Origin of the sequence: Roseovarius sp., from assembly GCF_040219995.1 — a bacterium.
Lineage (GTDB): Bacteria > Pseudomonadota > Alphaproteobacteria > Rhodobacterales > Rhodobacteraceae > Roseovarius.
Genome location: NZ_JAVJUC010000014.1, coordinates 469671 through 496427 on the forward strand (window position 1 = coordinate 469671; position 26757 = coordinate 496427).

The 26757-nt window shown below is 64.2% G+C and carries 28 protein-coding genes and 1 tRNA gene; 20 read left to right on the plus strand and 9 right to left on the minus strand.

Translation table 11 applies throughout. The annotated features are described in order from the left end of the window. Positions 1–10: 10 nt before the first annotated feature. From RID11_RS06490 to RID11_RS06510, 5 genes are all read right to left on the minus strand, one after another. Positions 11–1297, minus strand: a complete 1287-nt coding sequence (locus tag RID11_RS06490) for a TRAP transporter large permease (RefSeq protein WP_350136735.1) — start codon at positions 1295–1297, stop codon at positions 11–13. A 3-nt stretch (positions 1298–1300) separates the two neighbouring features. Beyond that, the gene (locus tag RID11_RS06495) at positions 1301–1870 is read right to left on the minus strand and encodes a TRAP transporter small permease (RefSeq protein ID WP_350137747.1); all 570 of its coding nucleotides are present in this window, start codon (positions 1868–1870) and stop codon (positions 1301–1303) included. 141 nt (positions 1871–2011) lie between these two features. Then, positions 2012–3031, minus strand: coding sequence for a TRAP transporter substrate-binding protein (locus RID11_RS06500; protein ID WP_350136737.1), 1020 nt, complete (start codon positions 3029–3031; stop codon positions 2012–2014). Positions 3032–3170: 139 nt separating this feature from the next. Continuing rightward, entirely contained in the window at positions 3171–4034 is an 864-nt protein-coding gene (locus RID11_RS06505; RefSeq protein WP_350136738.1) for an alpha/beta fold hydrolase, read from the minus strand. A 12-nt stretch (positions 4035–4046) separates the two neighbouring features. After that, on the minus strand, positions 4047–5435 hold the full coding sequence (locus RID11_RS06510; protein WP_350136741.1) for a dipeptidase: 1389 nt from the start codon (positions 5433–5435) through the stop codon (positions 4047–4049). Positions 5436–5668: 233 nt separating this feature from the next. On the opposite strand from RID11_RS06510, the gene hemA reads away from it, so the two are divergent. The 5 genes from hemA (at position 5669) to RID11_RS06535 (ending at position 11310) form a co-directional block, all read left to right on the plus strand. Further along, positions 5669–6898: a 5-aminolevulinate synthase gene (gene hemA, locus RID11_RS06515; protein ID WP_350137749.1), complete on the plus strand. Its 1230-nt coding sequence runs from the start codon at positions 5669–5671 to the stop codon at positions 6896–6898. 115 nt (positions 6899–7013) lie between these two features. Beyond that, positions 7014–8246, plus strand: a complete 1233-nt coding sequence (locus tag RID11_RS06520; protein ID WP_350136743.1) for a helix-turn-helix domain-containing protein — start codon at positions 7014–7016, stop codon at positions 8244–8246. 84 nt (positions 8247–8330) lie between these two features. After that, entirely contained in the window at positions 8331–9458 is a 1128-nt protein-coding gene (ispG, locus tag RID11_RS06525; protein ID WP_350136745.1) for a flavodoxin-dependent (E)-4-hydroxy-3-methylbut-2-enyl-diphosphate synthase, read from the plus strand. A gap of 231 nt (positions 9459–9689) precedes the next feature. Further along, complete coding sequence (locus RID11_RS06530) at positions 9690–10040, plus strand: hypothetical protein (protein WP_350136747.1); 351 nt, start codon at positions 9690–9692, stop codon at positions 10038–10040. Continuing rightward, positions 9967–11310: a DNA-packaging protein gene (locus RID11_RS06535; RefSeq protein WP_350136749.1), complete on the plus strand. Its 1344-nt coding sequence runs from the start codon at positions 9967–9969 to the stop codon at positions 11308–11310. Before RID11_RS06530 ends, RID11_RS06535 begins: the two co-directional genes overlap by 74 nt. 107 nt (positions 11311–11417) lie before the next feature. Here RID11_RS06535 and RID11_RS06540 read toward each other — a convergent pair. Continuing rightward, a tRNA-Ile gene (locus RID11_RS06540) sits at positions 11418–11494 on the minus strand. A gap of 108 nt (positions 11495–11602) precedes the next feature. On the opposite strand from RID11_RS06540, the gene purM reads away from it, so the two are divergent. The 3 genes from purM (at position 11603) to rnd (ending at position 14508) form a co-directional block, all read left to right on the plus strand. Then, a complete protein-coding gene (purM, locus tag RID11_RS06545) occupies positions 11603–12652 on the plus strand; it encodes a phosphoribosylformylglycinamidine cyclo-ligase (protein ID WP_350136751.1) in 1050 nt (349 codons plus the stop codon). Then, the gene (gene purN / locus RID11_RS06550) at positions 12649–13242 is read left to right on the plus strand and encodes a phosphoribosylglycinamide formyltransferase (RefSeq protein ID WP_350136753.1); all 594 of its coding nucleotides are present in this window, start codon (positions 12649–12651) and stop codon (positions 13240–13242) included. The genes purM and purN overlap by 4 nt, the downstream gene beginning before the upstream one ends. Positions 13243–13347: 105 nt before the next feature. Beyond that, entirely contained in the window at positions 13348–14508 is a 1161-nt protein-coding gene (rnd, locus tag RID11_RS06555; protein WP_350136755.1) for a ribonuclease D, read from the plus strand. A 61-nt stretch (positions 14509–14569) separates the two neighbouring features. Here rnd and RID11_RS06560 read toward each other — a convergent pair whose 3' ends face one another. After that, the gene (locus tag RID11_RS06560; protein WP_350136758.1) at positions 14570–15094 is read right to left on the minus strand and encodes a hypothetical protein; all 525 of its coding nucleotides are present in this window, start codon (positions 15092–15094) and stop codon (positions 14570–14572) included. Between the two features lie 127 nt (positions 15095–15221). Here RID11_RS06560 and RID11_RS06565 point away from each other — a divergent pair, with 127 nt between their 5' ends. Beyond that, on the plus strand, positions 15222–15632 hold the full coding sequence (locus tag RID11_RS06565) for a SufE family protein (protein ID WP_350136760.1): 411 nt from the start codon (positions 15222–15224) through the stop codon (positions 15630–15632). A 45-nt stretch (positions 15633–15677) separates the two neighbouring features. Here RID11_RS06565 and moaA read toward each other — a convergent pair whose 3' ends face one another. Continuing rightward, complete coding sequence (gene moaA / locus RID11_RS06570; RefSeq protein WP_350136762.1) at positions 15678–16685, minus strand: GTP 3',8-cyclase MoaA; 1008 nt, start codon at positions 16683–16685, stop codon at positions 15678–15680. An 85-nt stretch (positions 16686–16770) separates the two neighbouring features. On the opposite strand from moaA, the gene RID11_RS06575 reads away from it, so the two are divergent. The 10 genes from RID11_RS06575 (at position 16771) to RID11_RS06620 (ending at position 24302) form a co-directional block, all read left to right on the plus strand. Further along, positions 16771–17190, plus strand: a complete 420-nt coding sequence (locus tag RID11_RS06575) for a hypothetical protein (protein WP_350136764.1) — start codon at positions 16771–16773, stop codon at positions 17188–17190. Between the two features lie 80 nt (positions 17191–17270). Next, complete coding sequence (locus RID11_RS06580; RefSeq protein WP_350136767.1) at positions 17271–17936, plus strand: HAD-IA family hydrolase; 666 nt, start codon at positions 17271–17273, stop codon at positions 17934–17936. A gap of 90 nt (positions 17937–18026) precedes the next feature. Then, positions 18027–19223 (plus strand): DegT/DnrJ/EryC1/StrS family aminotransferase, encoded by a 1197-nt coding sequence (locus tag RID11_RS06585; RefSeq protein WP_350136769.1) that lies wholly within the window; start codon positions 18027–18029, stop codon positions 19221–19223. Between the two features lie 60 nt (positions 19224–19283). Then, entirely contained in the window at positions 19284–19736 is a 453-nt protein-coding gene (locus RID11_RS06590) for an Xre family toxin-antitoxin system antitoxin (RefSeq protein WP_350136771.1), read from the plus strand. Further along, a complete protein-coding gene (locus RID11_RS06595) occupies positions 19733–20236 on the plus strand; it encodes an RES family NAD+ phosphorylase (RefSeq protein ID WP_350136774.1) in 504 nt (167 codons plus the stop codon). Before RID11_RS06590 ends, RID11_RS06595 begins: the two co-directional genes overlap by 4 nt. Positions 20237–20323: 87 nt before the next feature. Next, on the plus strand, positions 20324–21487 hold the full coding sequence (locus RID11_RS06600) for an isovaleryl-CoA dehydrogenase (protein ID WP_350136776.1): 1164 nt from the start codon (positions 20324–20326) through the stop codon (positions 21485–21487). Next, positions 21484–21948: a lysozyme inhibitor LprI family protein gene (locus tag RID11_RS06605; protein ID WP_350136779.1), complete on the plus strand. Its 465-nt coding sequence runs from the start codon at positions 21484–21486 to the stop codon at positions 21946–21948. Before RID11_RS06600 ends, RID11_RS06605 begins: the two co-directional genes overlap by 4 nt. Further along, a complete protein-coding gene (locus RID11_RS06610) occupies positions 21948–22436 on the plus strand; it encodes a lysozyme inhibitor LprI family protein (RefSeq protein WP_350136782.1) in 489 nt (162 codons plus the stop codon). Before RID11_RS06605 ends, RID11_RS06610 begins: the two co-directional genes overlap by 1 nt. A 1-nt stretch (position 22437) precedes the next feature. Then, positions 22438–22728 (plus strand): hypothetical protein, encoded by a 291-nt coding sequence (locus tag RID11_RS06615; protein WP_350136784.1) that lies wholly within the window; start codon positions 22438–22440, stop codon positions 22726–22728. Next, positions 22725–24302 (plus strand): AMP-binding protein, encoded by a 1578-nt coding sequence (locus RID11_RS06620; RefSeq protein ID WP_350136786.1) that lies wholly within the window; start codon positions 22725–22727, stop codon positions 24300–24302. The genes RID11_RS06615 and RID11_RS06620 overlap by 4 nt, the downstream gene beginning before the upstream one ends. Positions 24303–24370: 68 nt before the next feature. Here RID11_RS06620 and RID11_RS06625 read toward each other — a convergent pair whose 3' ends face one another. Further along, the gene (locus RID11_RS06625) at positions 24371–24976 is read right to left on the minus strand and encodes an OmpW/AlkL family protein (protein WP_350136788.1); all 606 of its coding nucleotides are present in this window, start codon (positions 24974–24976) and stop codon (positions 24371–24373) included. 149 nt (positions 24977–25125) lie between these two features. On the opposite strand from RID11_RS06625, the gene RID11_RS06630 reads away from it, so the two are divergent. After that, complete coding sequence (locus RID11_RS06630) at positions 25126–26730, plus strand: carboxyl transferase domain-containing protein (protein ID WP_350136790.1); 1605 nt, start codon at positions 25126–25128, stop codon at positions 26728–26730. The last annotated feature ends 27 nt before the right edge of the window (positions 26731–26757 follow it).

Genomic DNA, 26757 nt, shown 5'->3' on the forward strand with positions numbered 1-26757 from the left:
CTCCTCGGGGTTATTTCGCAAAGGCCAGATCGCGCAGGAAGAGGGCGATCTGCGGGAAATAGATCAGCGCCACGGCAACCGATAGCAGGATGATGATGAAGGGCGGCGTGCCGCGGATCACTTCCCAGTAGGGCCGTTTGAAGACCGCGATGGCGGTGAAGATGTCACAGCCGAAGGGTGGCGTCGCCGAGCCGATGGCGACCTGAAGCGTGATGATTGTACCGACCAGCACCGGATCGAGACCCACGGATTGCACCACCGGCGCAAAGATCGGCACCATGACGAGGATCACCACGATCGGATCGACAAACATGCAGCCGACAAAGAAGGCGATGGAGATGACGAAGAGCACGCCGACCTGTCCCATCTCGTCGATGCCGATGGAGCCAAGGATTTCCTGCGGAATCTGGGCAAAGGAAATCACCCAGGAAAATGCAGCACCGACGCCGACGAGGATGAACACCACCGCCGTGATCAGCCCGGTGGATTTCGCCGTGTCATAGACGCCAGAGAGGTCGAGTGACCGGAACACCAGCACTTCGAGGATGAGGGCGTAGAGCACACAGGCCGCCGCCGCCTCGGTGGGCGAGAAGATGCCGCCATAGATGCCGCCGATGATGATCGCCGGGAAGCCCAAGGGCCAGAGCGCGTGCTGGATGGCGCGGGCGCGGTCGGGCCAGCTGGTCTTGTCCTCGGTGGGGACGTTGTTGCGCACTGCGTAGATCCACGAATAGATCGAAAAGAGCAGCAGGATCAGTAGCCCCGGCCCGATGCCCGCGATGAACAACTCGGCAATCGAGGTGTTGGAGACGACGCCGTAGATGATCATCCCGATGGAGGGCGGGATCAGGAAGGCGATGTCGGAGGAGTTGACGATCAGCGCGAGGATGAAGCTGTCGTTATAGCCGGCCTTTTGCATCCGGGGCCGTAGCGGTGAGCCGATGGCGACCACCGTGGCCTGGGTAGAGCCCGAGACCGCGCCGAACATGGTGCAGGCCGCCGCCGTCGACACGGCAAGACCGCCCTTGAGGTGGCCCACGAAAGCCATCACGAGGTCGATGAGCCGCCCCGCCGATTGCCCGCGCGTCATGATATCGGCGGCGAAGATGAACATCGGCACCGCGATCAGCGAGGCCGGGCGGATGCCCGCCATGATCTGCTGGATCATCGTTTCAAGCTGACCGAAGCCGCCGAAGAGCGTGTAGAAGCCCACGAAGGCCCCGACGATCAGCGGTATCATCATCGGAAAGCCCAGAAGCAGCAGGACGATCATGATCGAGAAAATCGTTGCGGCCATGGCTCAGACCTCCATCTCGTTGTCGTCATATCCCTCAAGCACGGCGGTGGAGAGGTAGATATCCTTGGACAGAATGTTCTTGATGGCCGTGAGCAGATATTGCAGCCCGGTCATGAAGAAGCCGACCGGCACCCAGACGAGGGTAACCCAGACCGGAATTTGCAGCGAGGGCAGGACACGACCGCGCCCCGCCTGCGTCATGATGTACTGGAACGAGTAGTAGCACAGCCCCAGCATGAACACCGCCGTCACCAGCGCGATGACGATCATCATGAATTTGCGCACCTTGGGGGGCAATGCGTCATAGATCGCCGACATGCGGATGTGACGGCCCTGTCGCGCGGCATAGCTGATGCCGGCGAAGGTGATCAGGATGATCAGGATGCGGTTCAGTTCCTCGGAGAAGAAGAGGCTGTTCTGAAAGACAAAGCGGCCCACCACATTGGCGACGGTATTGGCGGCCATGAGCAGCACGCCGACGGCGAGCATGACCGCCTCGATCTTGGCGATCAGCGTGTCGATGGTGCCGAGAAAGCCGGGTAGCGTGGAGACATATGCATCTGGCGGAGGCAAGCCCCGGGCGTTTCGTTCCGGCGGTGACGCGCCGTCCGTTTCAGGCTTATCGTTCACGGCTGACCCTCCCCGTGAAAATCATTTGTCGATTATGGGTGCGGGGGCGGCGCAATGCGGGCCGCCCCCGATGTGGTGCCGGTGTTATTCGGTCACGGCCTCTAGGTCGGCCTTCATCTGGTCGAGGATCTTCTTGCCGCTGTCGCCGGTCATCTCGATGAACCGATCTTCGACCTTTTCGCCAGCCTCGATGAACGGCTGACGCTGCTCTTCGCTCAGCACGTTGATTTCGATCTCGGGCTTGGCTTCCTTGATCTTCTCGATGCTCTCTTCGTGCAGGCCTTGCTGGTAGTCGATGATATGATCGAACGCCACGTCGATGGCATTCTGAACGACCTGCTGCTCTTCGTCCGAGAGGCCGTCGTAGAACTCCTGATTGGCCATCACGGCGGTGGTGAAGTTGCTGTGGCCCATGCAGGTGATCACCTCGGAGACCTCATACATGTTGGCGGACCAGTTCCAGAACATCGGGTTTTCCTGGCCCTGAATGATGCCGGTCTGGAGCGCGCCGTAGACCTCGCCCCAGGGCAGTGGCGTGGGGGTCGCGCCGAAGGCCTGATAGCTTTCGACAAGAAGCGGGTTGGTCATCACGCGCACCTTGACCTCGTTGAGGTCGGCGGGTTCGGTCACCGGTTCCTGCGTGGTCACGCAGACCTCGCCTTCGGGGAACATGGTCAGCAGTTCCAGCCCCTGCTCGGCATAGAGCTCGGGGAACATTTCGTTGACCGCCTTGGAGGTGCGGAAAAATTCGCCGAGTTCCTGGGTGTCCTGCGGCAGCAGGTACGGGACGAAAAAGACCTGCGCCTCGGGGATGAGCGAGCCGGTGAAGCCCGGGCTCTGATCGACGAATTGCAGGATTCCGGCCTGCGCCTGTTCCATCGTGTCGGCGGATTCGCCGAGGGTGCCATAGGGGAAGAGCTGCACCGTGTGATCGGTGTTGGCCTCGACCTCTTCCTTGAATTTCGTGGCAAAGACGCCCTGCACGTCCTCGATCGCCTCCTCGAAGGCATAGCGCCAGGTATCTGCGGTCGCGGCGGTCGCGCTGAGAGCCAGAATACTGGTGGTGGCGAGCGCCGTGAATGTACGTTTGACGACTGTGGTCATGATGTTCTCCCTGCAGTTAACCTATACCTTCGAGCCTGTCGCGAACTGACCGCCTTGTCAAATGGGACTCGTAAGCCATTGTAAAAATTATGTATAGATTGGTTCTTAGGGGAGTCGCGCGTGTCGCTTTTGACCTAATTCAACGCGCGCGCACGTTCAGAAACGGCTGTAGGGCGGCGCAGGTCGCGGTGGGGTTGGTGTCCGGGAAAAAGTGCCCGCCGGGGATCGCCTGGGCCTGCATATGGCGGCATTTCGGAGCCCATGTGGCGGGTACGTCGTAGTGCTCGGCCATGGCTCCGGAGGCCCCGAAGAGGACGAGTACGGGGCAGGGGATTAGCGCCGTTGCGTCCGCCGCGTCATCGGCCATGTCGAGGGCGAGCGTGGCGCGGTAATCGTTGCACATGCCGCGAATCGTGTCGGGGTCGCGCCAGGCGGTGCGGTAATGGGCGAGTTGATCCGCGTCTAAATCCGACAGTTGCGCGCCACCCCAGCCGAGCAGGCAGGACTGGAAATATCGGTCCGGGGCGGCGGCGATCATGGTGTCGGGAAAGGGTTCGGGCTGGGCGAGGAAGAACCAGTGGTAATAGGATTTGGCCACCTGCCAGCGCAGGTCCGAGAGCAGCGTATGGGTGGGGATGATGTCCATCAGGGTGAGGGTCGTCACGCGGTCGGGCGCGTCGAGCGTCAGGCGATGCGCCACCCGTGCGCCGCGATCATGGCCGACAAGATCAAAGGCTGCGTGGCCGAGACGGTCCATCAGCGCGCAGATCTCGCGCGCCATGGCGCGAAAGCTGTAGGCGGCGAGGTCTTGCGGCTTGGCCGAGGCCCCATAGCCCGGCAGGTCGGGGCAGATCACGGTATGGGTTTGCGCCAGCACAGGCGCGATTTGCGCCCACATGGCGCGGGTCTGCGGGAAGCCGTGCAGGAGCAGGAGCGGCGGCCCCTCGCCGCCGATGCTGTAGGCGAGGGCGCCGGTTTGGTGGTCGGTGAAGCCGGGGATCATTTGGCCCGACTCTTACTTGGCCAGAGCGTCGAGCACCCGTGCCCATGACCTGATGCCCTTGTGAAAGCTCTCGACATTGTATTTCTCGTTGGGTGAGTGGATCGCGTCATCCTCTTGCGCGAAGCCGATGAGCATCGCATCCAGCCCGAGGATCTCCTTGAAGAAGCCCGCAATGGGGATCGAGCCGCCCATGCCGGTGAGCACCGCCTCGCGGTCCCATTCTGCGGTAAGCGCCTGACGCGCTGCCTCGAATTCGGGGCGGTCGGTGTTCATCACGGCGGCGGGGGAGCCGTCGAGATCCTGGTTCCAGGTGATTTTCGCGTCGGGGGACAGCCGGTCCTCGACATGTTTGCGGATCTTGCTGCGCAGTTTGTCAGGGTCCATGTCGCCGACGAGGCGACAGGTCAGTTTGCAATGCGCCTCGCTTGGGATGACGGTCTTGGTGCCGGCCCCCTGATAGCCGCCCCATAGGCCGTTGATCTCCAGCGTCGGGCGGGCCCATTGCTGCACCAGCGTGGAATAGCCCGCCTCGCCATGCGGTTGCGTCATACCTACCGAGGAGAGGTATTCGTGCTCGTCGAACCCGCAGTTCTCCCATTGCCGCAGCAAGTCGGCGGGCACCTCGTGGACACCCTCGTAGAAGCCCTCGACCGCGACGCGGCCCTGGTCGTCGTGGAAGGACGCGATCACGCGGGAGATTTCGCGCAGCGGGTTGAGGGCGGGGCCGCCGTAATGGCCCGAATGCAGGTCGATGCGCGGGCCTGTGATGGTGAATTCGTCCTTGAGCATCCCGCGCAGTTGCGAGGCGATGGAGGGCACGCCGGGGGCGACCATGGAGGTGTCGCAGATCAGTGCGAGATCGGCGGTCAGTTCGTCCGCGTTGTCGCGCATGAAAGGGATGAGTGAGGGCGAGCCTGATTCTTCCTCGCCCTCGAAGAAGAAGGTGATGCGGCAGGGCAGGGTGCCGGTCACGTCCTTGTAGGCGCGACAGGCCTCGACGAAGGTCATCAACTGGCCCTTGTCGTCTGACGCGCCGCGCGCACGGATCACTTTTCCGTGGGGCGTGTCCTGGATTTCGGGGGCGAACGGGTCAGTATGCCACAGGCTCAATGGATCGACCGGCTGCACGTCGTAATGGCCGTAGAACAGGAGGTGCGGGCCGGTGGCCCCCTCCGGCCCATCGACATGGCCGACGACCATCGGGCGACCCGGTGTGGGGCGTTTTTCGGCTTTGACACCAAGGCTTTGCAGGTCTTCGACCAGCCAGTCCGCCGCCGCGTCGCAGTCCGCGTTATAGGCTGGATCGGTGGAGATGGAGGGGATTCGGAGTAGCCCCGACAGCCGGTCGAGGGATGCGGGCAACTGGTCGTCGATGCGGGTGAGAACGGCGGAAAGGGACATGGCTGGCCTTTGGGTCTGGTCTATGTATTCTGGGGAGGGTATCAGGCCGCGCGGCACTGTCCAGCACTTGACCCAAGTCAAGGAAGGCGGGGGCGGCAATTTGTAACCTGTTGTGTGAAAGGGATGTATATTATATGCATTCCAAATATTGAATAAGTAGCGTGGACCACGCTGCCAAAGACCCCGAGTGGTGGCCAAGGCTGCCCAAGGGTGCCGAAGGGAAGGACCTGCCAGTGGATTACGCGGCCAAGCTGGATCAAGCGATCGAACGTCTGCACGACGAGGGGCGCTATCGCACCTTCATCGATATCGAGCGGAAAAACGGCAATTTCCCGCATGCCACCTGGCGCAAGCCGGATGGCAACGAGCAGCCGATCACGGTCTGGTGCGGCAATGATTATCTGGGCATGGGGCAGCATCCGGTCGTGCTGGCGGCGATGCACGAGGCGATTGACGCCACGGGGGCAGGATCGGGCGGCACGCGCAACATTTCCGGCACCACGGTCTATCACAAGCGTCTGGAGGCGGAACTGGCTGACTTGCACGGTAAGGAAGCCGCGCTTCTCTTTACCTCGGCCTATATCGCCAATGACGCGACGCTGAGCACGCTGCCCAAGTTGTTCCCCGGCCTGATCATCTATTCCGACGCGCTCAACCACGCGAGCATGATCGAGGGGGTGCGCCGCAATGGCGGGGCCAAGCGGATATTCCGGCATAACGATGTCGCGCACCTGCGTGAGTTGATGGCAGCGGACGACCCTGACGCGCCCAAGCTGATCGCGTTCGAGAGCGTCTATTCGATGGATGGCGATTTTGGCCCCATCGAGGCGATCTGCGATCTGGCGGACGAGTTCCGCGCGCTGACCTATATCGACGAAGTCCACGCGGTGGGCATGTACGGCCCGCGCGGCGCGGGAATCTGCGAACGGGACCGGCTGATGCACCGTCTGGACATCATCAACGGCACGCTGGCCAAGGCTTATGGCGTGATGGGCGGCTATATCGCGGCGAGCGCCAAGATGTGTGACGCCGTGCGCAGCTATGCGCCCGGCTTTATCTTTTCGACGTCGCTCGCCCCGGCACTGGCTGCGGGTGCGACCGCGTCGGTTGCATTTCTGAAGACCTCGGAGGGGCAAAAGCTGCGGGAGCGGCACCAGACGCAGGCGAAGATTCTCAAGACCCGGCTGAAGGGCATGGGCCTGCCGCTGATTGATCACGGCAGCCATATCGTGCCGGTGATCGTGGGCGACCCCGTACATACCAAGAAGCTGTCGGATATGCTGCTTGAGGGCCATGGCATCTACGTGCAGCCGATCAACTTCCCGACCGTGCCGCGCGGCACCGAGCGGCTGCGCTTTACGCCTTCGCCGGTGCACGGACCGAACGAGATGGATGCATTGGTGCACGCGATGGACGCGCTCTGGAGCCATTGCGCGCTGAATCGCGCCGAATTGGCGGGATGACGCAAGCAGACGTGCAATAAACCTTGCGCTGTGTTAATCTGATCTAAAGATAAGGCCTATGGTCGAATCGCAAGATTCGGATGGGGCCAAGGGACACGCAAGAGGCACAGAGCGCATGATCGGGCGGCGTTTTTCGCGCAATGTCGAAACGGACGAGGCCGATATGCGCGGCTTCGACGCCTTTGAACTGCGTCTTGGTGACCTGATGCGCGGTGAACGCGCAACGCTTGGCAAATCCCTGTTGGATGTGGAACGTGAGTTGCGGATCAAGGCCAATTACGTGGCCGCGATCGAGAACGCCGACCCGTCTGCCTTTGACACCCCCGGTTTTATTCCCGGTTATGTCCGGTCCTATGCGCGCTATCTGGGCATGGACCCGGATCAGGCGTTCACGACATTCTGCGCCGAGTCGGGTTTCTCCATTGCGCATGGCATGTCCGCCGAGGCATCGTCGATCCGCAAACCCGGTGCGATGCCGGTGCGCAAGACGAGGGCGCAGGACCCGCTGATCGCCCCGAACACGCCGTTTCTGCCGGCCTCCGAGAGTTTTCTGGCGCGGATCGAGCCGGGTGCTATCGGATCGGCGCTGGTGCTGGTCGCGCTGATCGGCGCCATCGGGTACGGTGGCTGGAGCGTGCTGCGACAGGTGCAGCAGGTTCAGCTTGCGCCGGTCGAGAATACGCCTGTCGTGCTGGCCGATCTTGACCCGCTGAGCGGGGCCGTGGTGACACGTGACGAGGCGATGGCCGATGCGGGCGAGGCAGCGGGTGTGTTTCAGCCGCCGCGCGATGAGCGTCTGAGCCGTCTGTATCGCCCCAAGGCCCTGGATGTGCCGGTGATGGTGGCGCGCGATGCGCCGATTTCCACGCTTGACCCGCGCGAGGTGGGCACCCTGAGTCCGACCACGCCCGAGGCGGACCGCGCGAGCGGGATCGAACTGGCACTGCGTGAGGCGCAGGGATTTGACGCCGAGGCGTTGGCCACCCCCAAGGTTGTTGCGGATGGCCCGCCCGATTTGCATGTCGTGGCCGTACGACCGGCCTGGGTGCGGGTGCGCGGCGCCGATGGCAGCGTGATTTTTGAAGGTATTCTGAATGCAGGCGATACCTATGACGTGCCCGCCACCGAAGAACCGCCGACCCTGCGGGTGGGCGAATCGGGGGCTGTGTATTTTGCCGTGAACGGTCAGCATTACGGGCCTGCGGGCACGCGCGGATCGGTGACGTCCGACCTTGCACTGACCCCGGAGACGCTGACAGAGCGCTATTCCGTGGCAGATATCGCGGCCGATCAGGACCTGCAGCAATATGTCGCCGAACTGACGACAGACCCTGCCGCTCAGGACTGAGCCGCAACGCATGATTGCCCCGAGGGCCTTGGCGTATTATCTGTAGCGTTGACAGCCACTCTCAGACCGAACGGGGCCAAAGCTATGTCGCTCAACCATATCCGCCCGTGGCGCAATATCTATCGCCGCAAATGCCGTCAGATCATGGTGGGCAATGTCCCCGTGGGCGGCGATGCGCCGATTTCCGTGCAGACCATGACCAACACGCTGACCACCGATGTGGCGGGCACCGTCGCACAGGTTCAGGCCGCCGCGGAGGCGGGGGCCGATATCGTGCGGGTGTCGGTGCCGGATGAGCCGTCGTCGAAGGCGCTGAAGGAGATCGTGCGCGAAAGCCCGGTGCCAATCGTGGCAGATATCCATTTTCACTACAAGCGCGGCATCGAGGCGGCCGAGGCGGGCGCGGCCTGTCTGCGGATCAACCCCGGCAATATCGGCGATGAACGCCGCGTGCGCGAGGTGATCTCGGCGGCGCGCGATCATGGCTGTTCTATGCGGATCGGGGTGAATGCCGGGTCGTTGGAAAAGCACCTGCTGGACAAGTATGGCGAGCCATGCCCCGATGCGATGGTCGAGAGCGGGCTCGAGCATATCCGCATCCTGCAGGACAATGATTTCCACGAGTTCAAGATCAGCGTGAAAGCCTCGGACGTGTTCATGGCGGCCGCCGCCTATCAGCAATTGGCCGAGGCGACGGATGCGCCGATCCATCTCGGGATCACCGAGGCGGGGGGGCTGACCTCGGGCACGATCAAGAGCGCGATCGGTCTGGGCAATCTGCTGTGGATGGGCATCGGTGACACCGTGCGTGTGAGCCTGAGCGCCGATCCGGTCGAAGAGGTCAAGGTCGGCTACGAAATCCTGAAATCTCTCGGCCTGCGGCATCGCGGCGTGAACATCATCTCGTGCCCGTCTTGTGCGCGGCAGGGGTTTGACGTGATCAAGACTGTCGAGGCGCTGGAAGAGCGGCTTGAGCATATCAAGACGCCGATGAGCCTCAGCATCATTGGCTGCGTGGTGAATGGCCCCGGCGAGGCGCTGATGACCGATGTCGGCTTTACCGGCGGCGGGGCCGGCAACGGCATGGTCTATCTGGCGGGCAAGCAGAGCCACCGCATGGACAACGCGCAGATGATCGACCACATCGTCGAACAGGTCGAGAAGCGCGCCGCCGAGATCGAGGCGGAGAACGCGGCACAGGCGGCGGAGTAATCGGCGTGGTGCCGCGTGCTGCGCCTGTGGAGATTATTAACAAAACGTAATGACTGCGGGCGCTTGTGGGGCGCTCTTGATTGACGTTGCGCGCGGTTTCTCGTATAGGTTGTGTCATGCTGGACGAAATGGGCGAGCGGCCCCGGGTGATGCCCGGAGGCCGCTTTTTTACGTCGGCACGGCGGAGGCGCTCACAACAGCATCAGACAATCGCACGAGGCATGAGCACGCATGGTTTTGATCACCCCCGATGAGGGGCCTTCGGGCCTGACCACCTCCATCAACGCGCTGGAGGGCCAATTGGCGGATATGCGTCAGGAACTGGAGGACCTCTATCACCGGATCAAGGCCGGGGATCTTGATGAACTGAAGAGCGCGACCAAGGCCACCGCCGAGATCCGGCAATGGCTGAAGATCGCGATAGAAGCGGAGGCGCAACTTGACAAACGCAAACGACACGAGCGTGGCATCGTCCACGGATACGCAATTGATTTCGACGCCGCCCGGGATGAGATCGGGTGCCGCATGGATCGTCTCAGAAGGGCAAGATGTTCAGGACCAGTTCCTAGATGCGCTGACTGAGGGGGAATTGCTGGCGCTGCCCTTTATCTTCGAGTTCTGGGCGCTGGAGCATCAGCTGCCCCCCGATGGCGGGTGGCGGACCTGGGTTATCATGGGCGGGCGTGGTGCGGGCAAGACGCGGGCCGGGGCGGAATGGGTGCGCGCGCAGGTCGAGGGCGGGCGGCCGCTTGACGAAGGCCGCTGCAAACGGCTGGCGCTGGTGGGTGAGACCATTGATCAGGTGCGCGAGGTGATGATCTTTGGCGAGAGCGGCATCCTCGCCTGTTCGCCACCCGACCGGCGGCCCGAATGGCAGGCGACGCGCAAGCGGCTGGTCTGGCCCAACGGGGCGATTGCGCAGGCGTTTTCGGCGCATGATCCCGAGGGGCTGCGCGGGCCGCAATTCGACGGGGCCTGGGTGGATGAGCTGGCCAAGTGGAAGAAGGCGCGCGAGACCTGGGACATGCTGCAATTCGGGTTGCGTTTGGGGGATGATCCGCGCGTCTGCGTGACGACGACGCCGCGCAATGTGGGCGTGCTCAAGGATATTCTGGCGGCCTCCAGCACGGTGGTAACGAGCGCGCCGACCGAGGCCAATGCGGCCTATCTGGCCGAGGGTTTTCTCGAAGAAGTGCGCGCGCGCTATGCGGGCACACGGCTCGGCCGGCAGGAACTGGACGGGGTGCTGGTCGATGCGGCCGAGGATGCGCTCTGGACGCCTGCAATGCTGGAGGCGGGACGTGTCGAGGCCGCGCCCGATCTGGACCGGATCGTTGTGGCGGTCGATCCGCCGGTGACCGGGCATTCCGGGTCGGACGCATGCGGCATCGTGGTGGTGGGGGCGGTCACGCGCGGCCCGGTGCAGGACTGGCGCGCCTATGTGCTGGCCGATGCCAGCGTGCGCGCGGCAAGCCCGGCAAGCTGGGCTAGGGCGGCCATTCGAGCGATGGAGCAATGGGGAGCCGAGCGGCTGGTGGCCGAGGTCAACCAGGGCGGTGATCTGGTCGAACAGGTGATCCGGCAGGTCGATCCGCTGGTGCCGTTCCGGTCGGTGCATGCCAGCCGGGGCAAGGTTGCGCGCGCCGAACCGGTGGCGGCCCTCTACGAGCAGGGTCGGGTGCATCATTTGCGGGGCCTCGGTGCGCTGGAGGACCAGATGTGTGCGATGACCGCGCGCGGCTATGAGGGCAAGGGCAGCCCCGACCGGGTCGATGCGCTGGTCTGGGCGCTGACCGATCTGATCGTGGAGCCGGGGGCCAAGTGGCGGCGGCCCAGCGTGCGGGCGGTGTGACAGGGGGGGCAGCGCCTTGCCCGGTTATTTATGCTGCTCCCGATACTTGGCGGGGTACCGGGGCCATCTGTCGTGTGTTGGCGATTTAGGACGGGGGATGATTGGACTGGTAGGCCCGGAGGGACTCGAACCCCCAACCAAAGCGTTATGAGCGCTCTGCTCTAACCAATTGAGCTACAGGCCCGACCTGTTGTTCCTCGTAAGTGCAGCCCGAAGGGAGGTCAAGGCTTTGACGTTGCGTGGCGCGCGCTGATGGGCTAACGGGTGGCGCATTCAGCCGATGAGGACTGCCATGACCGACAAGCGAAACGGGATCACCTATGCCGAGGCCGGCGTCGATATCGATGCGGGAAATGCGCTGGTGGAGCGGATCAAGCCTGCTGCCAAGCGCACGGTGCGCCCCGGTGTGATGGCGGGTCTTGGCGGGTTCGGCGGGCTTTTCGATCTCAAGGCGGCGGGCTATTCCGATCCGGTTCTGGTCGCGGCCACCGATGGCGTCGGCACTAAGCTGCGAATTGCGATCGACACCGGCCATGTGGATGGCGTGGGGGCCGATCTGGTGGCGATGTGCGTCAATGATCTGATCTGTCAGGGTGCAGAGCCGCTGTTTTTCCTGGATTATTTCGCGACCGGCAAGCTCGAGCTCGATCAGGCGACGCGGATCATCGAGGGGATTGCGCGGGGCTGTGAAGGCTCTGGTTGCGCGCTCATCGGTGGTGAGACGGCGGAGATGCCGGGCATGTATCCGGCGGGTGATTTCGATCTCGCGGGCTTTGCCGTGGGCGCGATGGAGCGTGGCCTCGAGTTGCCTGCGGGCGTGGCCGAGGGGGATATCCTGCTGGGGCTTGCCTCGGACGGGGTGCATTCCAATGGCTACAGTCTGGTGCGGCGGATCGTCGAGATGTCGGGGTTGGGCTGGGACGATGCCTGCCCGTGGTCCGAGGGCAGTCTGGGGGCGGCGCTGTTGACGCCGACGCGGCTCTATGTGCGGCCCGTGCTGGAGGCGATCGCCACTGGCGGTATACATGCGCTGGCACATATCACCGGTGGTGGTCTGACCGAGAACCTGCCGCGCGTCTTGCCCGAAGGCACGGGCGCCGAGATCGACCTTGGGGCATGGGATTTGCCGGGGGTGTTCCGCTGGCTGGCCGAAACCGGCGGGATGGCAGAGGGCGAGTTGCTCAAGACCTTCAATGCCGGGATCGGAATGGTCGTGGCGGTGGACCCGGCGCAGGCCGACGCCGTTGAAGGTGTGCTGCAAGACGCGGGCGAGACCGTATACCGGATCGGGCATGTGACGGCGGGCGAGGGGGCGGTGCGCTACACGGGCCGTCTGCTTTGACCAAACGGGTTGCGATCTTTCTGTCGGGGGGTGGATCGAACATGCGCGCCCTCGTTGAGGACATGGCGGGCGATCATCCGGCGCGGCCAACGCTGGTACTGTCGAACAAGGCGAGTGCTGGCGGCATCAATTGGGCGCAGGAGCGTGGGATCGCGACCGAGGTTGTGGATCATCGACCTTACGGGGCCGACCGTGCCGGGTTCGAGGCCGAGGTCGCAGCACGGATCGCGCCATTCGAGATCGACATCATTTGTCTTGCTGGGTTTATGCGGGTTCTGACAGCCGGGTTCGTGATGCCCTGGCAGGGGCGGATGATCAACATTCATCCGTCGCTCTTGCCGAAGTATCGCGGGCTAAATACCCATTCGCGCGCCATCGAAGCGGGTGAGCGCGAGGCGGGCTGCACCGTACACGAGGTGACGCCGGAACTCGATGACGGCCCGAACCTCGGGCAGGCGCGCGTTGTGGTGCGCCCCGATGACAGCCCCGAGACCCTTGCCGCGCGGGTTCTGGAGCAGGAACATATCCTTTACCCGATGGTTCTGCGCCGGTTCGCGGCGGGCGACACGACCCCGGTTCATTTGCCCTGACGGGGCAGGTGGCAGGCGTTTGCAATCGGCGCATTCTCGTCTATAGCTGGGGCACGGGGGTGGCGCAGAGCAGACGAGACAAGAAGAGAGAAGACACCGTACCCCATGAAAACTATCACCAAGACAGACGATCTCGCGGCGTTTTGCGCCATGGCGAAACAGCACCCTTACGTCACCGTGGACACGGAATTTCTGCGCGAGCGCACCTATTATTCCAAGCTGTGCCTGGTGCAGCTTGCGGTGCCGGGCAAGGAGGACGACTGCGCCGTTCTGGTTGATCCGCTGGCGGGTGACGGCCTGTCACTGGAGCCACTTTACGACCTGTTCCGCGATACATCGGTGGTAAAGGTGTTCCACGCCGCGCGGCAGGATCTGGAGATTTTTCAGGTTGAGGCAGGGGTGATCCCGGCGCCGCTGTTCGATACTCAGGTGGCGGCGATGGTCTGCGGGTTCGGCGAGCAGGCGGGCTATGAGACGCTGGTCAAGAAGATCGCCAAGCAGTCGCTCGACAAGAGTTCTCGGTTCACCGACTGGTCGCGCCGCCCGCTGACCGATGCGCAAAAGACCTATGCCCTGGCCGATGTGACGCATTTGCGGGGGATCTACGAATTTCTGGCCAAGAAGCTGGCCAGCAGTGGCCGCGACAAGTGGGTCGAGGAGGAACTGAGCGTGCTCACCGATCCCGAGACCTACCGCACCGAACCCGGAGAGGCGTGGCGGCGGATCAAGACGCGCAACACCTCGCCGCGATTCCTCGCGATCCTGCGTGAACTGGCGCGGTTCCGCGAGGAGTATGCGCAAAGCCGCAATATCCCGCGCAACCGGGTCTACAAGGATGACGCGTTGCTGGAACTGGCCGCGACCAAGCCACAGAATGTTCAGGATCTGGGGCGGTCCCGTCTGCTGTTGCGCGAGGCGCGCAAGGGCGATGTCGCTGATGGCATCTTGGCCGCAGTCAAGGCCGCGCTGGACTGCCCAACCGAAGATCTGCCCAAGCCCGACAAGATGGCGGATCGTCAACAGATCAACCCGGCGCTCGCGGATTTGCTCCGGGTGCTGCTCAAGGCCAAGAGCGACACCTATGGCGTGGCACCGAAGCTGATCGCCAGTGCCGCCGATCTCGACGCGATGGCGGGCGGCGACCGCGACGTGGCGGCCCTGCGGGGATGGCGCAGCGATGTGTTCGGTCAGGACGCGCTCCGGCTGTGCGAAGGCAAGATCGGGCTGGCGGTGAAGGGCAGCGCAGTGGAGCCGGTCGAGATCTGAGCGATCCGGCTAGAGGTTTGGCAAAAGGCTCTTGCAAAAGCCTTTCGCACCTTAGGCGGGGTCAGCGGCTGCTGACTCGCTCGTTGCGCGCGCCGCGCACGCGGATTTCTGCAGCACGTTCGATATTCTGCCGCGAGACAAAAACCGCTGCATGAACGCTGCGTGCGCGTTCCGGGCCTTGTGGCATATTGTCGGACTGGATCGCGCGCAGCTCGAAGTTGAGGACGCCGTCGATCGGTTTCTTGTCCTCGTCCTCGGGCACCAGCCGTACGTCAAATGCGCCCTGTCGCAAGGGCAGGCCCGTCACCCGGATGATCGCCCCGTCCGAGGTGCGCTCGATCTCCATGGCGGTGATCTGATCGACAAGTGTGCCTTCATAGACAACTTCGCGGTTGCGGCGAAAGATGCTGTCCTCGCGCTCGGGGATCAGGGGATTGGTGTTCTCTGTTGCGGTCGCGGGCGTGGCCCGGCTTCGTGACCTGCTGCGCCCGAACCAATTGCGCGGATTGACCCGCGACTCCCGAAATCCGCCGCACCCTGCCAGGGCGAGCGCCCCGGCCATTGAAAGAAATACCCGCCTGTGCATGCCATCCGCCTTTGTCTTACGTCACTTCCGGTTATCGCATCCATTCCCGCTTGAAAAGGTGCAAGCTTGGACTGGACCTTTTTCGCTCGCCTACCTAGGTCTTGGACAGGACCAGAAGGAGCAGGCCATGACCGGTGCGGCATTTGAAGAAATTGTCGAAGATTTCGAATTCCTCGACGAGTGGGAGGACCGCTACCGCTATGTCATCGATTATGGCAAGGCGATGGAGCCGCTCGACGACGCGCTCAAGGTGCCTGCGACCAAGGTCGATGGCTGCGCGAGCCAGGTCTGGTTGCATCCCAAGATTGAGGATGGCCGGTTCAGCTTTGACGGCGACAGCGATGCGATGATCGTGCGCGGGCTGATCGCGGTGTTACGCGCGCTCTATAACGATCTACCGGTCAAAGACGTGCCGCAGGTCAATGCCCCGGAGCAATTGGGCCGGTTGGGTCTGAACGATCATCTTTCGGCGCAGCGCTCGAACGGATTGCGCGCAATGATCGAACGGATTCGGCTGGTGGCCTCCGATGCGGCGTGATCGCAGGCCTTTCCGGAGCGTTTTTAACCGCGGCGATGCGGCGTATCAGCCGCCGGTATGGCTCATGTGGCGCGAGACGCGACCATCGACCGATTGGCGCGAATAGTCGAAATCGTGGCCCTTGGGTTTGCGCGTTATGGCGCTGCGGATCGCGGCCTCGAGCGGGGCGTCATTGGCCGGATTGTTGCGCAGGGGCGCGCGCAGGTCGGCCATGTCCTCTTGTCCGAGGCACATGTAGAGCTCGCCGGTGCAGGTCAGGCGCACGCGGTTGCAGCTTTCGCAGAAATTATGGGTGAGCGGCGTGATGAAGCCGATCTTTTGGCCGGTTTCTTCCAGCCGCACATAGCGCGCCGGTCCGCCGGTGCTCTCGGGCAGGTCGGTGAGGGTGAAGTTTTCGGCCAGATGCGCGCGCAGATCCGACAGTTTCCAGTATTGGCCGAGCCGGTCCTCGTTGCCGATATCGCCCATCGGCATGACCTCGATGAAGGTCAGATCCATGTCGCGCGATTTGCACCACTCGACCAGCGTGAACAGCTCGTCCTCGTTGAAGCCCTTGAGGGCGACGGTGTTGATCTTGATCCGCAGCCCGGCCTTTTGCACGGCGTCGATGCCCTTGATCACCTGCGGCAGGCGGCCCCAGCGGGTGATGTCGGCAAATTTCTGCTCGTCGAGCGTGTCGAGCGAGACGTTCACCCGGCGCACGCCTGCGGCGTAGAGATCGTCTGCGAAACGCTCGAGCTGGCTGCCGTTGGTGGTCAGCGTCAACTCCTTGAGATCGCCCGCCTCTAGATGCCGGGTCATGGCGTCGAAAAAGGTCATGATCCCCTTGCGCACCAAGGGCTCGCCGCCGGTGATGCGCAGTTTTTCCACGCCCATGCGCACGAAGGTGGAGCACATGCGATCGAGCTCCTCGAGCGTCAGCAGCTCTTTCTTGGGCAGGAAGGTCATGTTTTCCGACATGCAATAGACGCAGCGGAAATCGCAGCGGTCGGTCACGGAGACGCGCAGGTAGGAGATGGCGCGCTGGAACGGGTCTATGAGAGGTGCTGTCATGGCCGAAACTTAAGCCGCGCCGTGGAGCGGGGCAAGGGCGATGTTGCGGATTGTCGGGGCCGCAGGGGCGCGATAGGGTGGCGGCATGACACGGACCCTGACAGTGATCGCGATGCTCGCCCTCCTTGGTGCCTGTGCGCAGGTCGAGGGGATTTTCCAGCCTGCGCCAAAGCCTGCCGCCGAACCGCCGCCCGCCGCGTCGGAAACCGCGCCGGGCGACGATGAAGCCGAGACACCCGCGCCCGCGACGGGTGATCTGGGGCTGACAGTGGCGTCCTTGGGCACGGCGACCGAGCCGGGGCTGTGGCTCAAGACGCCGCTGGTGGATGCGCCGGGGCGGGGACGGGTGACCTATCCGGTGAATGGCAAGACGGTGGAGGTGGATCTCATTCCGCTTGATGCGCCGCGCGGCGCGGGCAGCCGCTTGTCGCTGGCCGGGTTTCAGGCGCTCGGCGCGCCGCTCACCGGCCTGCCGGAGGTACGGGTCACCGGCCTTGGCGAATGAGGCGCGGCTTTCGCTTTGTCTTTCGTGACGTGGCGGGCTATCTGCTCCGGACATCATAGGGGCGGATGAGGAGACGCGCGATGCGCACGGTGGTTTTCGATCTCGATGGCACGCTGGCCGACACGAGCGGTGATCTGGTCGCCGCCGCCAATGCCTGTTTCCGGGGGATTGGTGTGGGCGATATGCTCGATCCGGTGGCCGATGCCGGGGTTGCGCTGCGCGGCGGGCGGGCAATGCTGACCCTCGGGATGGAGCGGCTGGGGCGCGGCGCGGATGTGGCCGAAATCGACCGGCAATATCCCATCCTGCTGGAGGCCTATGCCGAGGCGATCGACGTGCATACCACGCTCTATCCCGGTGCGATGGAGGCGGTCGCGGGGTTGAGCGATGCGGGCTACAAGGTCGCCATCTGCACCAACAAGCCCGAGCGGCTGGCGCGGCTGCTGATGGAGCGGCTGGGCGTTCTGGGGGCGTTTGCCGCGCTGACCGGGGCCGATACGCTGACGGTGCGCAAGCCCGACCCGGAGCATCTGCGCGAGACGGTGCGGCGCGCAGGGGGCGATCCCATGCGCTCGCTTCTGGTGGGCGATACCGTGACCGATTTTGACACCGCGCGCGCGGCGGGCGTGCCCTCGGTGCTGGTGGGGTTTGGCCCCAATGGCGCGGCGGTGGCGGATCTGGGGCCGGAGGCCGTGATCGGCCATTACGATGAGTTGCCCGGCGTGGTGACGCGGCTTATCGGGTAAGGCGCAGGGCGGTTTCGGATTTTGCGAATATGCCGGGGCGGCGCGCAGGAAAGCATTGACGCAGCCCGGATCGGTACCCAAAACAAAGCCATGACCGAGATATTCAAAGGCAATTTCACCCAGCAGGAGCCGATCCCCGAAGAGGGGATCGAGGCGGCACTCGATGTGCTGCGCTCGGGCCGGTTGCATCGCTACAACCTTGTGGGCGAGGAGCCGGGTGAGGTGGCGCTCTTGGAGCGGGAATTCGCGGCGTATACCGGGGCCAAATACGCGCTTGCCGTGGCCTCGGGCGGCTATGCGATGGCCACGGCGCTGCGCGCGCTCGGGGTTGGCCCCGGTGACCGGGTGCTGACCAATGCCTTTACGTTGGCCCCGGTGCCGGGGTCGATTGCCAGTGTCGGGGCGGTGCCGGTCTTTGTCGGTGTGACCGAGGCGCTGACCATCGACCTCGATGATCTCGCGGCCAAGACGCAGGAGGCCGATGTGCTGATGCTGAGCCATATGCGCGGCCATCTGGCGGATATGGACCGGCTGATGGAGATCTGCGACGCGGGCGGTGTCACCGTGGTCGAGGATTGCGCGCATACGATGGGGGCGGCGTGGCGCGGCGTGCCCTCGGGCCGGTGGGGGCGTGTGGGCTGTTATTCGACGCAGACCTACAAGCACATGAATTCCGGCGAGGGCGGGTTTCTGGTCACCGATGATGACGAGGTGATGGCGCGCGCGATCATCCTGTCGGGGTCTTACATGCTCTATGGTCGGCACGGAACGGTGCCGCCCGATGAGGTGTTCGAGCGGGTGAAATACGATACGCCCAATGTCTCGGGGCGGATGGACCATCTGCGCGCGGCGATCCTGCGGCCGCAATTGCGCGGGCTGGAGGCGCAGGTTGCGAAGTGGAACGCGCGGTACCACGTGGTCGAGGACGGCTTGCGCGGCACGCCGGGCCTGACCCTGCCGGAACGCGGCGAGCAGGAGAGCTATGTCGGCTCGTCCATCCAGTTCCTGTTGCTCGATTGGGACGGTGCGCGCATCGGCGAGGTGCTGAAACGCTGTGTCGCGCGAGGGGTTGAACTCAAATGGTTTGGTGCGGCGGAGCCGACGGGGTTCACCAGCCGGTATGACAGCTGGCGCTATGCGCCGTCTGCGCCGATGCCCGCGAGCGACCGTATCCTGCGCGGCATTGTCGACATGCGCCTGCCGCTGACCTTCAGCCTTGAGGATTGTGCGCAGATTGCCCGGATCATCCGGGCCGAGGTGGGGGCGGTCTATCAGGCGGCATCTTGACGGAACGGCTCAAATGGGCTATGTGAAAGGCTCAATTGAGCCACGCATCGGAGCCACCCCATGCCGTTCGATATCGCCAATCAGCAAGAGCTCGAACAATCCTGGAAATACCTGAGCCGTAGCGGCCCGGTGCCCGAATCGCCCTACGAGGTGCATGCGGCGATCGAGAAGGGGCTGCCTGCGGCGGCGCTGAAACGGTTTCGCGCGGCGGTTGAGGAATTGCCGGACAAGACCTGGGCCGAGATCCTCGCGATCAGTGTCTCGCAACTCAAGCGGCTGCGCGGCGCGGACCGGCCGCTGTCGAGCGGGGTAAGCTCGCAACTGGTGCTGTTCGCACTGCTGCTGACCCGGGCCGAGGATATCTTTGGCGGGCGCGCGGCGGCGCTTGACTGGATGCGCAGCGAGCAGATGGCGCTTGGCGGGCGGCGGCCCATCGACCTTCTGGATACCTTTATCGGTGCGGCCCTCGTGGACCGGACCCTGCGGCAGATCGATTACGGCGTCTATCTGTGACGCCCTTGCCCGCAGCCCTGGGCGGCGGGGCGGTGGCCGCGCACCGTCTGGATCGGGCCCGGCACGCGGAAACCTGGAGCAGTGGCGAGGGCGCGTTTCAGGCCGGGGGGCGGTGGAATTCGGTCGGCACGCGGGCGGTCTACTGCGCACTCGACCCGTCTACGGCCATTCTCGAGGTGGCCGTGCACAAGGGGTTTCGCGTGCTCGATACGCAGCCGCATGTGCTGACCTCCTTTACCGTGGCCGCCCCCGAGCGGGTGCGGGTGATAATGCCCGAGGAGATCCCCGACGCCCGCTGGCTCGATCCCAACAACGCCGTGCCGGACCGGCGGGCCTGGGGCGATCAGCAGCTGCGCGCGCATGGCATGATCGTCATCCCCTCGGTGGTGTCGCGGCAGAGTTGGAACCTGGTCTTTCTCGCGCCCTTGCCCGATGGGCGGATCAGTGATGCAGTGCAGGAGGATTTCGTCCTCGACCCGCGGCTGAATGCGGCGCGCTGAGCCGCGCGCACGGGATTGACGTGAACGCGGCCTTGTGTCTATAAATGAACAAGTGTTCAATAAATCCGTTCCGGAGGAGGAAGCGCGATGTTCAATGCCGTAATGCAGTTTGATCTGGGCGAGGATGTGAACGCCCTGCGCGAGATGGTACATCGGTGGGCGCAGGAGCGCGTCAAGCCGATGGCGGCGGATGTGGATCGCGACAACGCCTTTCCGAATGAGCTGTGGCGCGAGATGGGCGATCTGGGCCTGTTGGGGATCACCGTGCCCGAGGAATATGGCGGCTCGGGGATGACTTACCTCGCGCATGTGATCGCGGTGGAAGAGATCGCGCGTGCCTCCGCCTCGGTGTCGCTGAGCTATGGCGCGCATTCAAATCTGTGTGTCAACCAGATCAAGCTGAACGGGACGGACGAACAGCGGGCGAAATACCTGCCCGGGCTGGTCAGTGGCGCACATGTCGGCGCGCTCGCCATGTCAGAGGCGGGGGCGGGCAGCGATGTGGTCTCGATGAAGCTGCGCGCCGAGAAGCGCAACGATCACTACAAGCTTAATGGCAACAAGTACTGGATCACCAACGGGCCGGATGCCGACACGCTGGTGGTCTATGCCAAGACCGACCCCGAGGCGGGCGCGAAGGGGATCACGGCGTTTTTGATCGAGAAGACGATGACCGGGTTCAGCACGAGCCCGCATTTCGACAAGCTGGGGATGCGGGGCAGCAATACCGCCGAGTTGATCTTCGACGATGTCGAGGTGCCGTTCGAGAACGTGCTGGGCGAAGAGGGCAAGGGCGTGCGCGTGCTGATGTCCGGGCTGGATTATGAGCGCGTCGTGCTGGCGGGGATCGGCACGGGGATCATGGCCGCCTGTCTGGACGAGATCATGCCCTATCTGGCCGAGCGCAAGCAGTTCGGGCAGCCCATCGGGTCGTTCCAGCTGATGCAGGGCAAGATCGCGGATATGTACACGGCGATGAATTCGGCGCGCGCCTATGTCTATGAGGTGGCGAAGGCCTGCGACCGGGGCGATGTGACCCGGCAGGATGCCGCCGCCTGCTGCCTTTATGCGAGCGAGCAGGCGATGGTGCAGGCGCATCAGGCGGTGCAGGCGATGGGCGGTGCTGGGTTCCTCAACGATGCGCCCGTCGCGCGGCTCTTTCGCGATGCCAAGCTGATGGAGATCGGGGCGGGCACGTCGGAGATCCGGCGCATGCTGGTGGGCCGCGAGTTGATGGGAGCGATGGCGTGAGGGCGGTTGCCTGCCTGTTGCTGCTGGCCGGGGGGGCGTCGGCGCAGGATGTCACGATCGACCGGGGGATGGTCGAGGCGTGTTTCGACACTGGCCGTGCGGCGTTCGAGACGCGGCCCGATTGCATAGGCGATGCGGCGGCGCGCTGTCAGGCGCGGCCCGGCGGTGAGACCACGCTGGGCATTGCCGATTGCGTCATGGCCGAGACCGGGGTCTGGGGTGCGTTGATGAGCGCGGCGCTGGAGCGCAAGACACAGGATTTCGAGCAGCAGGCAGCCGGGCTGCCGCAGGCTCTGGCCAAGGCGCAGGCGGCCTGGGCCTCCTATCGCGATGCCGAGTGCGGGTTGCGCTATCAGGTGTGGATCGAGGGTTCGATCCGGACCATCATCGCCGGCCATTGCCATCTGCAGAAGACTGCCGCGCGGGCGCTGGAAGTGGACATGCTGGGGGAGATGGAGTGATGCGGCGGATACGCGGTATGGTTTTCGGACTGGTGCTGATGCAGCCGACAGGAGCCGTGGCGCAGGAGCTCGTCTTCGACATCGCCCCGGTCGAGGCCTGCATCCGCGCGGGCGGCGGCGAGACCTGCGCTGGCAAGGCGGCCGAACGCTGTATCGAGGCCACGCCCGGCGGATATACCACCATCGGCATGAACGGCTGCACCGATCGCGAGCGCGCGCATTGGGATGGCTGGCTCAACACCGTCTATCAGCAGCTTTCCGCGACGCTGGCCGCGCAGGACGCGCAGGCCCCTGCCTATGCGCCGAAACAAGCCGAGGCGCTGCGCGAGATGCAACGTGCCTGGATTGGGTTTCGCGATGCCAAATGCGGCTATGAGGCGGCGCAATGGGGCGGTGGAACAGGCAGTGGCCCGGCCACCGTGAGCTGTCTTTTGCACGAGACCGCGCGGCAGATGCTTTACCTGCAATCGAGTCGGTTGGGGGAGTGACATGCCGCGCCGCCTGATCTTTCTTCCGGTTCTGGCGCTGATCGCCGTGGTTGCGGGCATCGGCCTGATGCTGGGCGGGCGTGCGGTGACGACGACTGAGACAGAGGTGATTGAGCGCATGGCGGCGCGCTATCTGGCCGAGGCGGGCGCAGGGGCGGCTCGTTCGGATTGCGCGGCGCGCCCGGCGGTGAGCGATGATCTGTGGCTGGTGGTGGCCTGCGGCGACTACGAGTATTTCGTCGATGCCTATGGGCGGCTGGTGCATCGCAACGCGCCCGAGGCGGCGTTATGAGCGGCCCGCGCCCCCTGTTGCGGCCCGCGCCTTATGAGGTGCTGCGCGACGAGTTCCGGTGGGATATCCCGGCGCGTCTGAACATGGCCGCACAGGTGTGCGACGCTTGGGCCGAAGCGGCACCGGAGCGCGTGGCGATCATCGACCTGTCCGGCGATGGCCCGCGCGAGGTGAGCTATGGCGCGTTGCGTGTCATGGCGGATGGGCTGGCGCAGGCCTTGCTGGCGCGGGGTGTGATGCAGGGTGACCGGGTGGGTGTGTTGCGTAGCCAGGGCGCATGGTGTGCGGCGGCGCATATCGCAATCTGGAAAATAGGTGCGATTTCAATCCCTTTGTTTAAACTCTTCAAGCACGATGCGCTGTCGACCCGGGTGCGCGATGCCGGGGCTCGGGTCGTGGTCACCGATGCAGAAAGTGTCGATCTGCTGTCGGATTTGCCCGGGGTCGCGGCGCTCATCCCCGAGCGGGAGGCGCTGCCCGAGGGGCGATTCGAGACGATTGACACGGCGCCGGAGACGCCTGCCGTGCTGATCTACACGAGCGGCACCACAGGCAGCCCCAAGGGCGCGTTGCACGGCCACCGTGTGCTGACCGGGCATTTGCCGGGGGTGGAGATGAGCCACGATTTCCTCGGGCAACCCGGAGATTGCCTTTGGACGCCTGCCGATTGGGCGTGGATCGGCGGGCTGTTCGATGTGCTGATGCCGGGGCTGGCGATCGGAGTGCCGGTGGTGGCGGCGCGGATGGCCAAGTTCAGCGTTGCGGACTGCGTGAGGGTCGTCTCGGAAGGTTCTGTCAAAAATGTGTTTTTTCCGCCCACTGCCCTCCGCATGCTGAAAGCGGAAGATGCGCGAATCGAAGGTCTGCGCAGCGTGGCGAGCGGCGGTGAGCCGCTCGGCGGCGAGATGCTCGACTGGGGGCGGCGCGCCTTTGGGCTGACGATCAACGAGTTCTACGGGCAGACCGAGTGCAACATGGTGGGATCGTCCTGCGGGGCGCTGTTCGATCCGCGCCCGGGTGCGCTTGGCCGCGCCGTGCCGGGGCACGAGGTGGCGGTGATCGACGGCGAGGGTCGTGAAACGAGGGGTGAGGGCGATATCGCGATAAGGCGAGGTTCGGCCTCCATGATGTTGGAATATTTCAAAAAACCGCGCGAGACGGCGGAGAAGTTTCGGGGCGATTGGCTACTGACCGGCGACCGGGGCGTGATCGAGGACGGGTTCATTCGCTTTGTCGGGCGGGAGGATGACGTGATCACCTCGGCAGGCTACCGGATCGGTCCGGCGGAGATCGAGGATTGTCTGCTGACGCATGACGCGGTTGCGACGGTGGGGGTGGTCGGCAAGCCCGACCGCCTGCGCACCGAGATCGTCAAGGCCTATGTGGTCCTGCGCGAGGGCTGGGAGGCGTCCGCATCCTTGGCTGAAACGTTGCAGACGCATGTCAAGGAACGCCTCGCAAGTTATTCTTATCCCAGAGAAATTGCGTTTATCGATTCGCTGCCATTGACCGTTACGGGGAAGGTGATCCGCAAGGATCTCAAAGCGCGTGCGGCTGCGGAGGTGGTGCAATGAGTCCGATGCAGGCAATTAAAAGGGCCGGTGCGATGACCGGCCCTTTGTCGGGTGAAGTCTGGGGAGGATCAGAACTTCATCACGTAGGCGATGTTGAAGACCCACGGGCTGATATCGACGTCGCCGATATTGGTGCCGCCGACGGTGGCTTCGGTTTCGATGTCGATGTAGCGCACGTCGGCGCGGAGTGCGGACTTCTCGGACAGGGCGAAATCGGCACCGGCATGCAGTGCGAGGCCCCAGGAGTCATCCAGGTCAAGCGATGCGCCACCCAGATTGTTGGTCCCTTCGTCGAAGAAGTAGGTGTAGTTGATACCTGCGCCGATGAAGGGCGTGATGCTGCTGTTATTGGTGAAGTAGTACTGCAGCGACAGGGTGGGCGGCAGGTGCTTGGTTTCACCGATGTCACCACCGTTGAGATTGAGATCATGTTTGAACGGCCAGGAGGCCAGCAGTTCGATCCCGACGCGGTCGGCGACGAAATATTCGAAAGTGATCGTCGGGCTCAGGGCCCCATCGGCATCGACCTTGCCGGCCAAGGTGTTCGAGCCGTTGCCGGGTTCGATCCAGCCGAGGCCGAGGCCGAGCAGGATGTCGCCTTGCTCCTGTGCGAGCGCCGGGGCGGCGGTCGAGGCCATCAGGGCCGCGAGGGTGAGGGCTGTGATATGTTTCATGGTCTTTCCACTCTTGTTCTTACAAGGGCGGGTATGCGCCTTAATCGCTTGAGCGACCTTGATGTGGGTCAAATTGCGCGGTCGGGCCCGTGCTGTGGTGAAATTGCAACAGGCGGGGTGTGCCCTGCCGTTATGCGGGAGACTGCGAAATGCAACTGAAATCGGCGGTTCTGCCGTCCTCGGAGGCGTTCAAGGCCAATGAGGCGGGCCATCTGGAGGCGCTGCGTCTGGTCGAGGAGGCGGCCTTACAGGCGGCGGCGGGTGGCGGTGAGCGCGCCCGCGAGCGACATCTGTCGCGCGGCAAGATGCTGCCGCGCGACCGTGTGGCCGCGCTGCTTGATCCGGGCAGCCCGTTCCTTGAGGTAGGGGCGACGGCGGCGCATGGTCTCTATGACGGGGCGGCACCGGGGGCAGGGGTGATCGCCGGGGTCGGACGGGTGCAGGGGCGCGACTGCATGGTGGTCTGCAACGACGCCACCGTGAAGGGCGGCACCTATTACCCGATGACCGTCAAGAAGCATCTGCGCGCGCAGGAGATCGCAGAGGAATGCCATCTGCCCTGCATCTACCTGGTGGATAGCGGCGGCGCGAACCTGCCCAATCAGGACGAGGTCTTCCCCGACCGGGACCATTTTGGGCGGATTTTCTACAATCAGGCGCGGATGAGCGCGAAGGGTATCGCGCAGATCGCCGTGGTGATGGGAAGCTGCACGGCGGGCGGGGCCTATGTGCCTGCCATGTCGGATGTGACCATTATTGTGCGCGAGCAGGGCACGATCTTTCTGGCCGGGCCGCCGCTGGTGAAGGCAGCGACCGGCGAGGTGGTGACGGCCGAGGATCTGGGCGGCGGTGATGTGCATACGCGCCTGTCGGGCGTGGCGGATTATCTGGCCGAGGATGACGCGCATGCGCTCAGCATTGCCCGGCGGGCGGTGGGCAATCTGGGGAGTGGGCTTGCCCCGGTCCGGGGCTGGCAGACACCAGAAGAGCCCGCCTATGATCCGGCGGAATTGCTCGGCGTGGTGCCTGCCGATCTGCGCACGCCCTATGACATTCGCGAGGTCATTGCGCGGCTGGTGGACGGCTCGTATTTTGACGAGTTCAAGGCGCGCTTTGGCGAGACGCTGGTCTGCGGCTTTGCCCATGTGAAGGGCTGCCCGGTGGGGATCGTGGCCAACAACGGCGTGCTCTTTTCCGAGGCCGCCGCGAAGGGCGCGCATTTCGTGGAACTGTGCAGCCAGCGGCGCATCCCGCTGGTCTTCCTGCAGAACATCACCGGCTTCATGGTGGGGCGCAAATATGAGAACGAAGGCATTGCGCGGCACGGGGCCAAGATGGTGACGGCGGTGGCCACGACCGCGGTGCCCAAGATCACCATGCTGGTGGGCGGCTCTTTCGGGGCGGGCAATTACGGCATGGCGGGGCGGGCCTATCAGCCGCGATTCCTGTGGACCTGGCCCAATTCGCGGATATCGGTGATGGGCGGCGCGCAGGCGGCGGGGGTGCTGGCCACCGTGAAGCGCGACGCGATGGAGAAACGCGGCGAAACGTGGTCGGCGGAAGACGAAGAGGCGTTCAAGCGCCCCACCGTGGAGATGTTCGAGCGGCAGGCGCATCCGCTCTATGCCAGCGCGCGGCTGTGGGACGACGGCTGCATCGACCCGCGCAAGAGCCGGGATGTGCTGGCGCTCAGCTTGCGGGCGGCGCTGAATGCGCCGGTGGAGGAGACGCGCTTTGGCGTCTTCCGGATGTGAGGGTGGTGATGTCGGGATTTGAGTATT

Excerpts from the sequence above, each read along its gene's own strand:
- RID11_RS06615 (WP_350136784.1), top strand. The coding sequence starts at position 22,438 with ATGCCGCGCCGCCTGATCTTTCTTCCGGTTCTGGCGCTGATCGCCGTG.
- RID11_RS06585 (WP_350136769.1), top strand. The coding sequence starts at position 18,027 with ATGACCGAGATATTCAAAGGCAATTTCACCCAGCAGGAGCCGATCCCC.
- RID11_RS06580 (WP_350136767.1), top strand. The coding sequence starts at position 17,271 with ATGCGCACGGTGGTTTTCGATCTCGATGGCACGCTGGCCGACACGAGC.
- RID11_RS06500 (WP_350136737.1), bottom strand. The coding sequence starts at position 3,031 with ATGACCACAGTCGTCAAACGTACATTCACGGCGCTCGCCACCACCAGT.
- moaA (WP_350136762.1), bottom strand. The coding sequence starts at position 16,685 with ATGACAGCACCTCTCATAGACCCGTTCCAGCGCGCCATCTCCTACCTG.
- RID11_RS06600 (WP_350136776.1), top strand. The coding sequence starts at position 20,324 with ATGTTCAATGCCGTAATGCAGTTTGATCTGGGCGAGGATGTGAACGCC.
- RID11_RS06625 (WP_350136788.1), bottom strand. The coding sequence starts at position 24,976 with ATGAAACATATCACAGCCCTCACCCTCGCGGCCCTGATGGCCTCGACC.
- RID11_RS06565 (WP_350136760.1), top strand. The coding sequence starts at position 15,222 with ATGACCGGTGCGGCATTTGAAGAAATTGTCGAAGATTTCGAATTCCTC.
- rnd (WP_350136755.1), top strand. The coding sequence starts at position 13,348 with ATGAAAACTATCACCAAGACAGACGATCTCGCGGCGTTTTGCGCCATG.
- RID11_RS06610 (WP_350136782.1), top strand. The coding sequence starts at position 21,948 with ATGCGGCGGATACGCGGTATGGTTTTCGGACTGGTGCTGATGCAGCCG.
- RID11_RS06620 (WP_350136786.1), top strand. The coding sequence starts at position 22,725 with ATGAGCGGCCCGCGCCCCCTGTTGCGGCCCGCGCCTTATGAGGTGCTG.
- RID11_RS06560 (WP_350136758.1), bottom strand. The coding sequence starts at position 15,094 with ATGCACAGGCGGGTATTTCTTTCAATGGCCGGGGCGCTCGCCCTGGCA.
- RID11_RS06505 (WP_350136738.1), bottom strand. The coding sequence starts at position 4,034 with ATGATCCCCGGCTTCACCGACCACCAAACCGGCGCCCTCGCCTACAGC.
- purM (WP_350136751.1), top strand. The coding sequence starts at position 11,603 with ATGACCGACAAGCGAAACGGGATCACCTATGCCGAGGCCGGCGTCGAT.
- ispG (WP_350136745.1), top strand. The coding sequence starts at position 8,331 with ATGTCGCTCAACCATATCCGCCCGTGGCGCAATATCTATCGCCGCAAA.
- RID11_RS06630 (WP_350136790.1), top strand. The coding sequence starts at position 25,126 with ATGCAACTGAAATCGGCGGTTCTGCCGTCCTCGGAGGCGTTCAAGGCC.
- RID11_RS06520 (WP_350136743.1), top strand. The coding sequence starts at position 7,014 with ATGATCGGGCGGCGTTTTTCGCGCAATGTCGAAACGGACGAGGCCGAT.
- RID11_RS06530 (WP_350136747.1), top strand. The coding sequence starts at position 9,690 with ATGGTTTTGATCACCCCCGATGAGGGGCCTTCGGGCCTGACCACCTCC.
- RID11_RS06490 (WP_350136735.1), bottom strand. The coding sequence starts at position 1,297 with ATGGCCGCAACGATTTTCTCGATCATGATCGTCCTGCTGCTTCTGGGC.
- RID11_RS06575 (WP_350136764.1), top strand. The coding sequence starts at position 16,771 with ATGACACGGACCCTGACAGTGATCGCGATGCTCGCCCTCCTTGGTGCC.
- RID11_RS06590 (WP_350136771.1), top strand. The coding sequence starts at position 19,284 with ATGCCGTTCGATATCGCCAATCAGCAAGAGCTCGAACAATCCTGGAAA.
- RID11_RS06510 (WP_350136741.1), bottom strand. The coding sequence starts at position 5,435 with ATGTCCCTTTCCGCCGTTCTCACCCGCATCGACGACCAGTTGCCCGCA.
- RID11_RS06535 (WP_350136749.1), top strand. The coding sequence starts at position 9,967 with ATGAGATCGGGTGCCGCATGGATCGTCTCAGAAGGGCAAGATGTTCAG.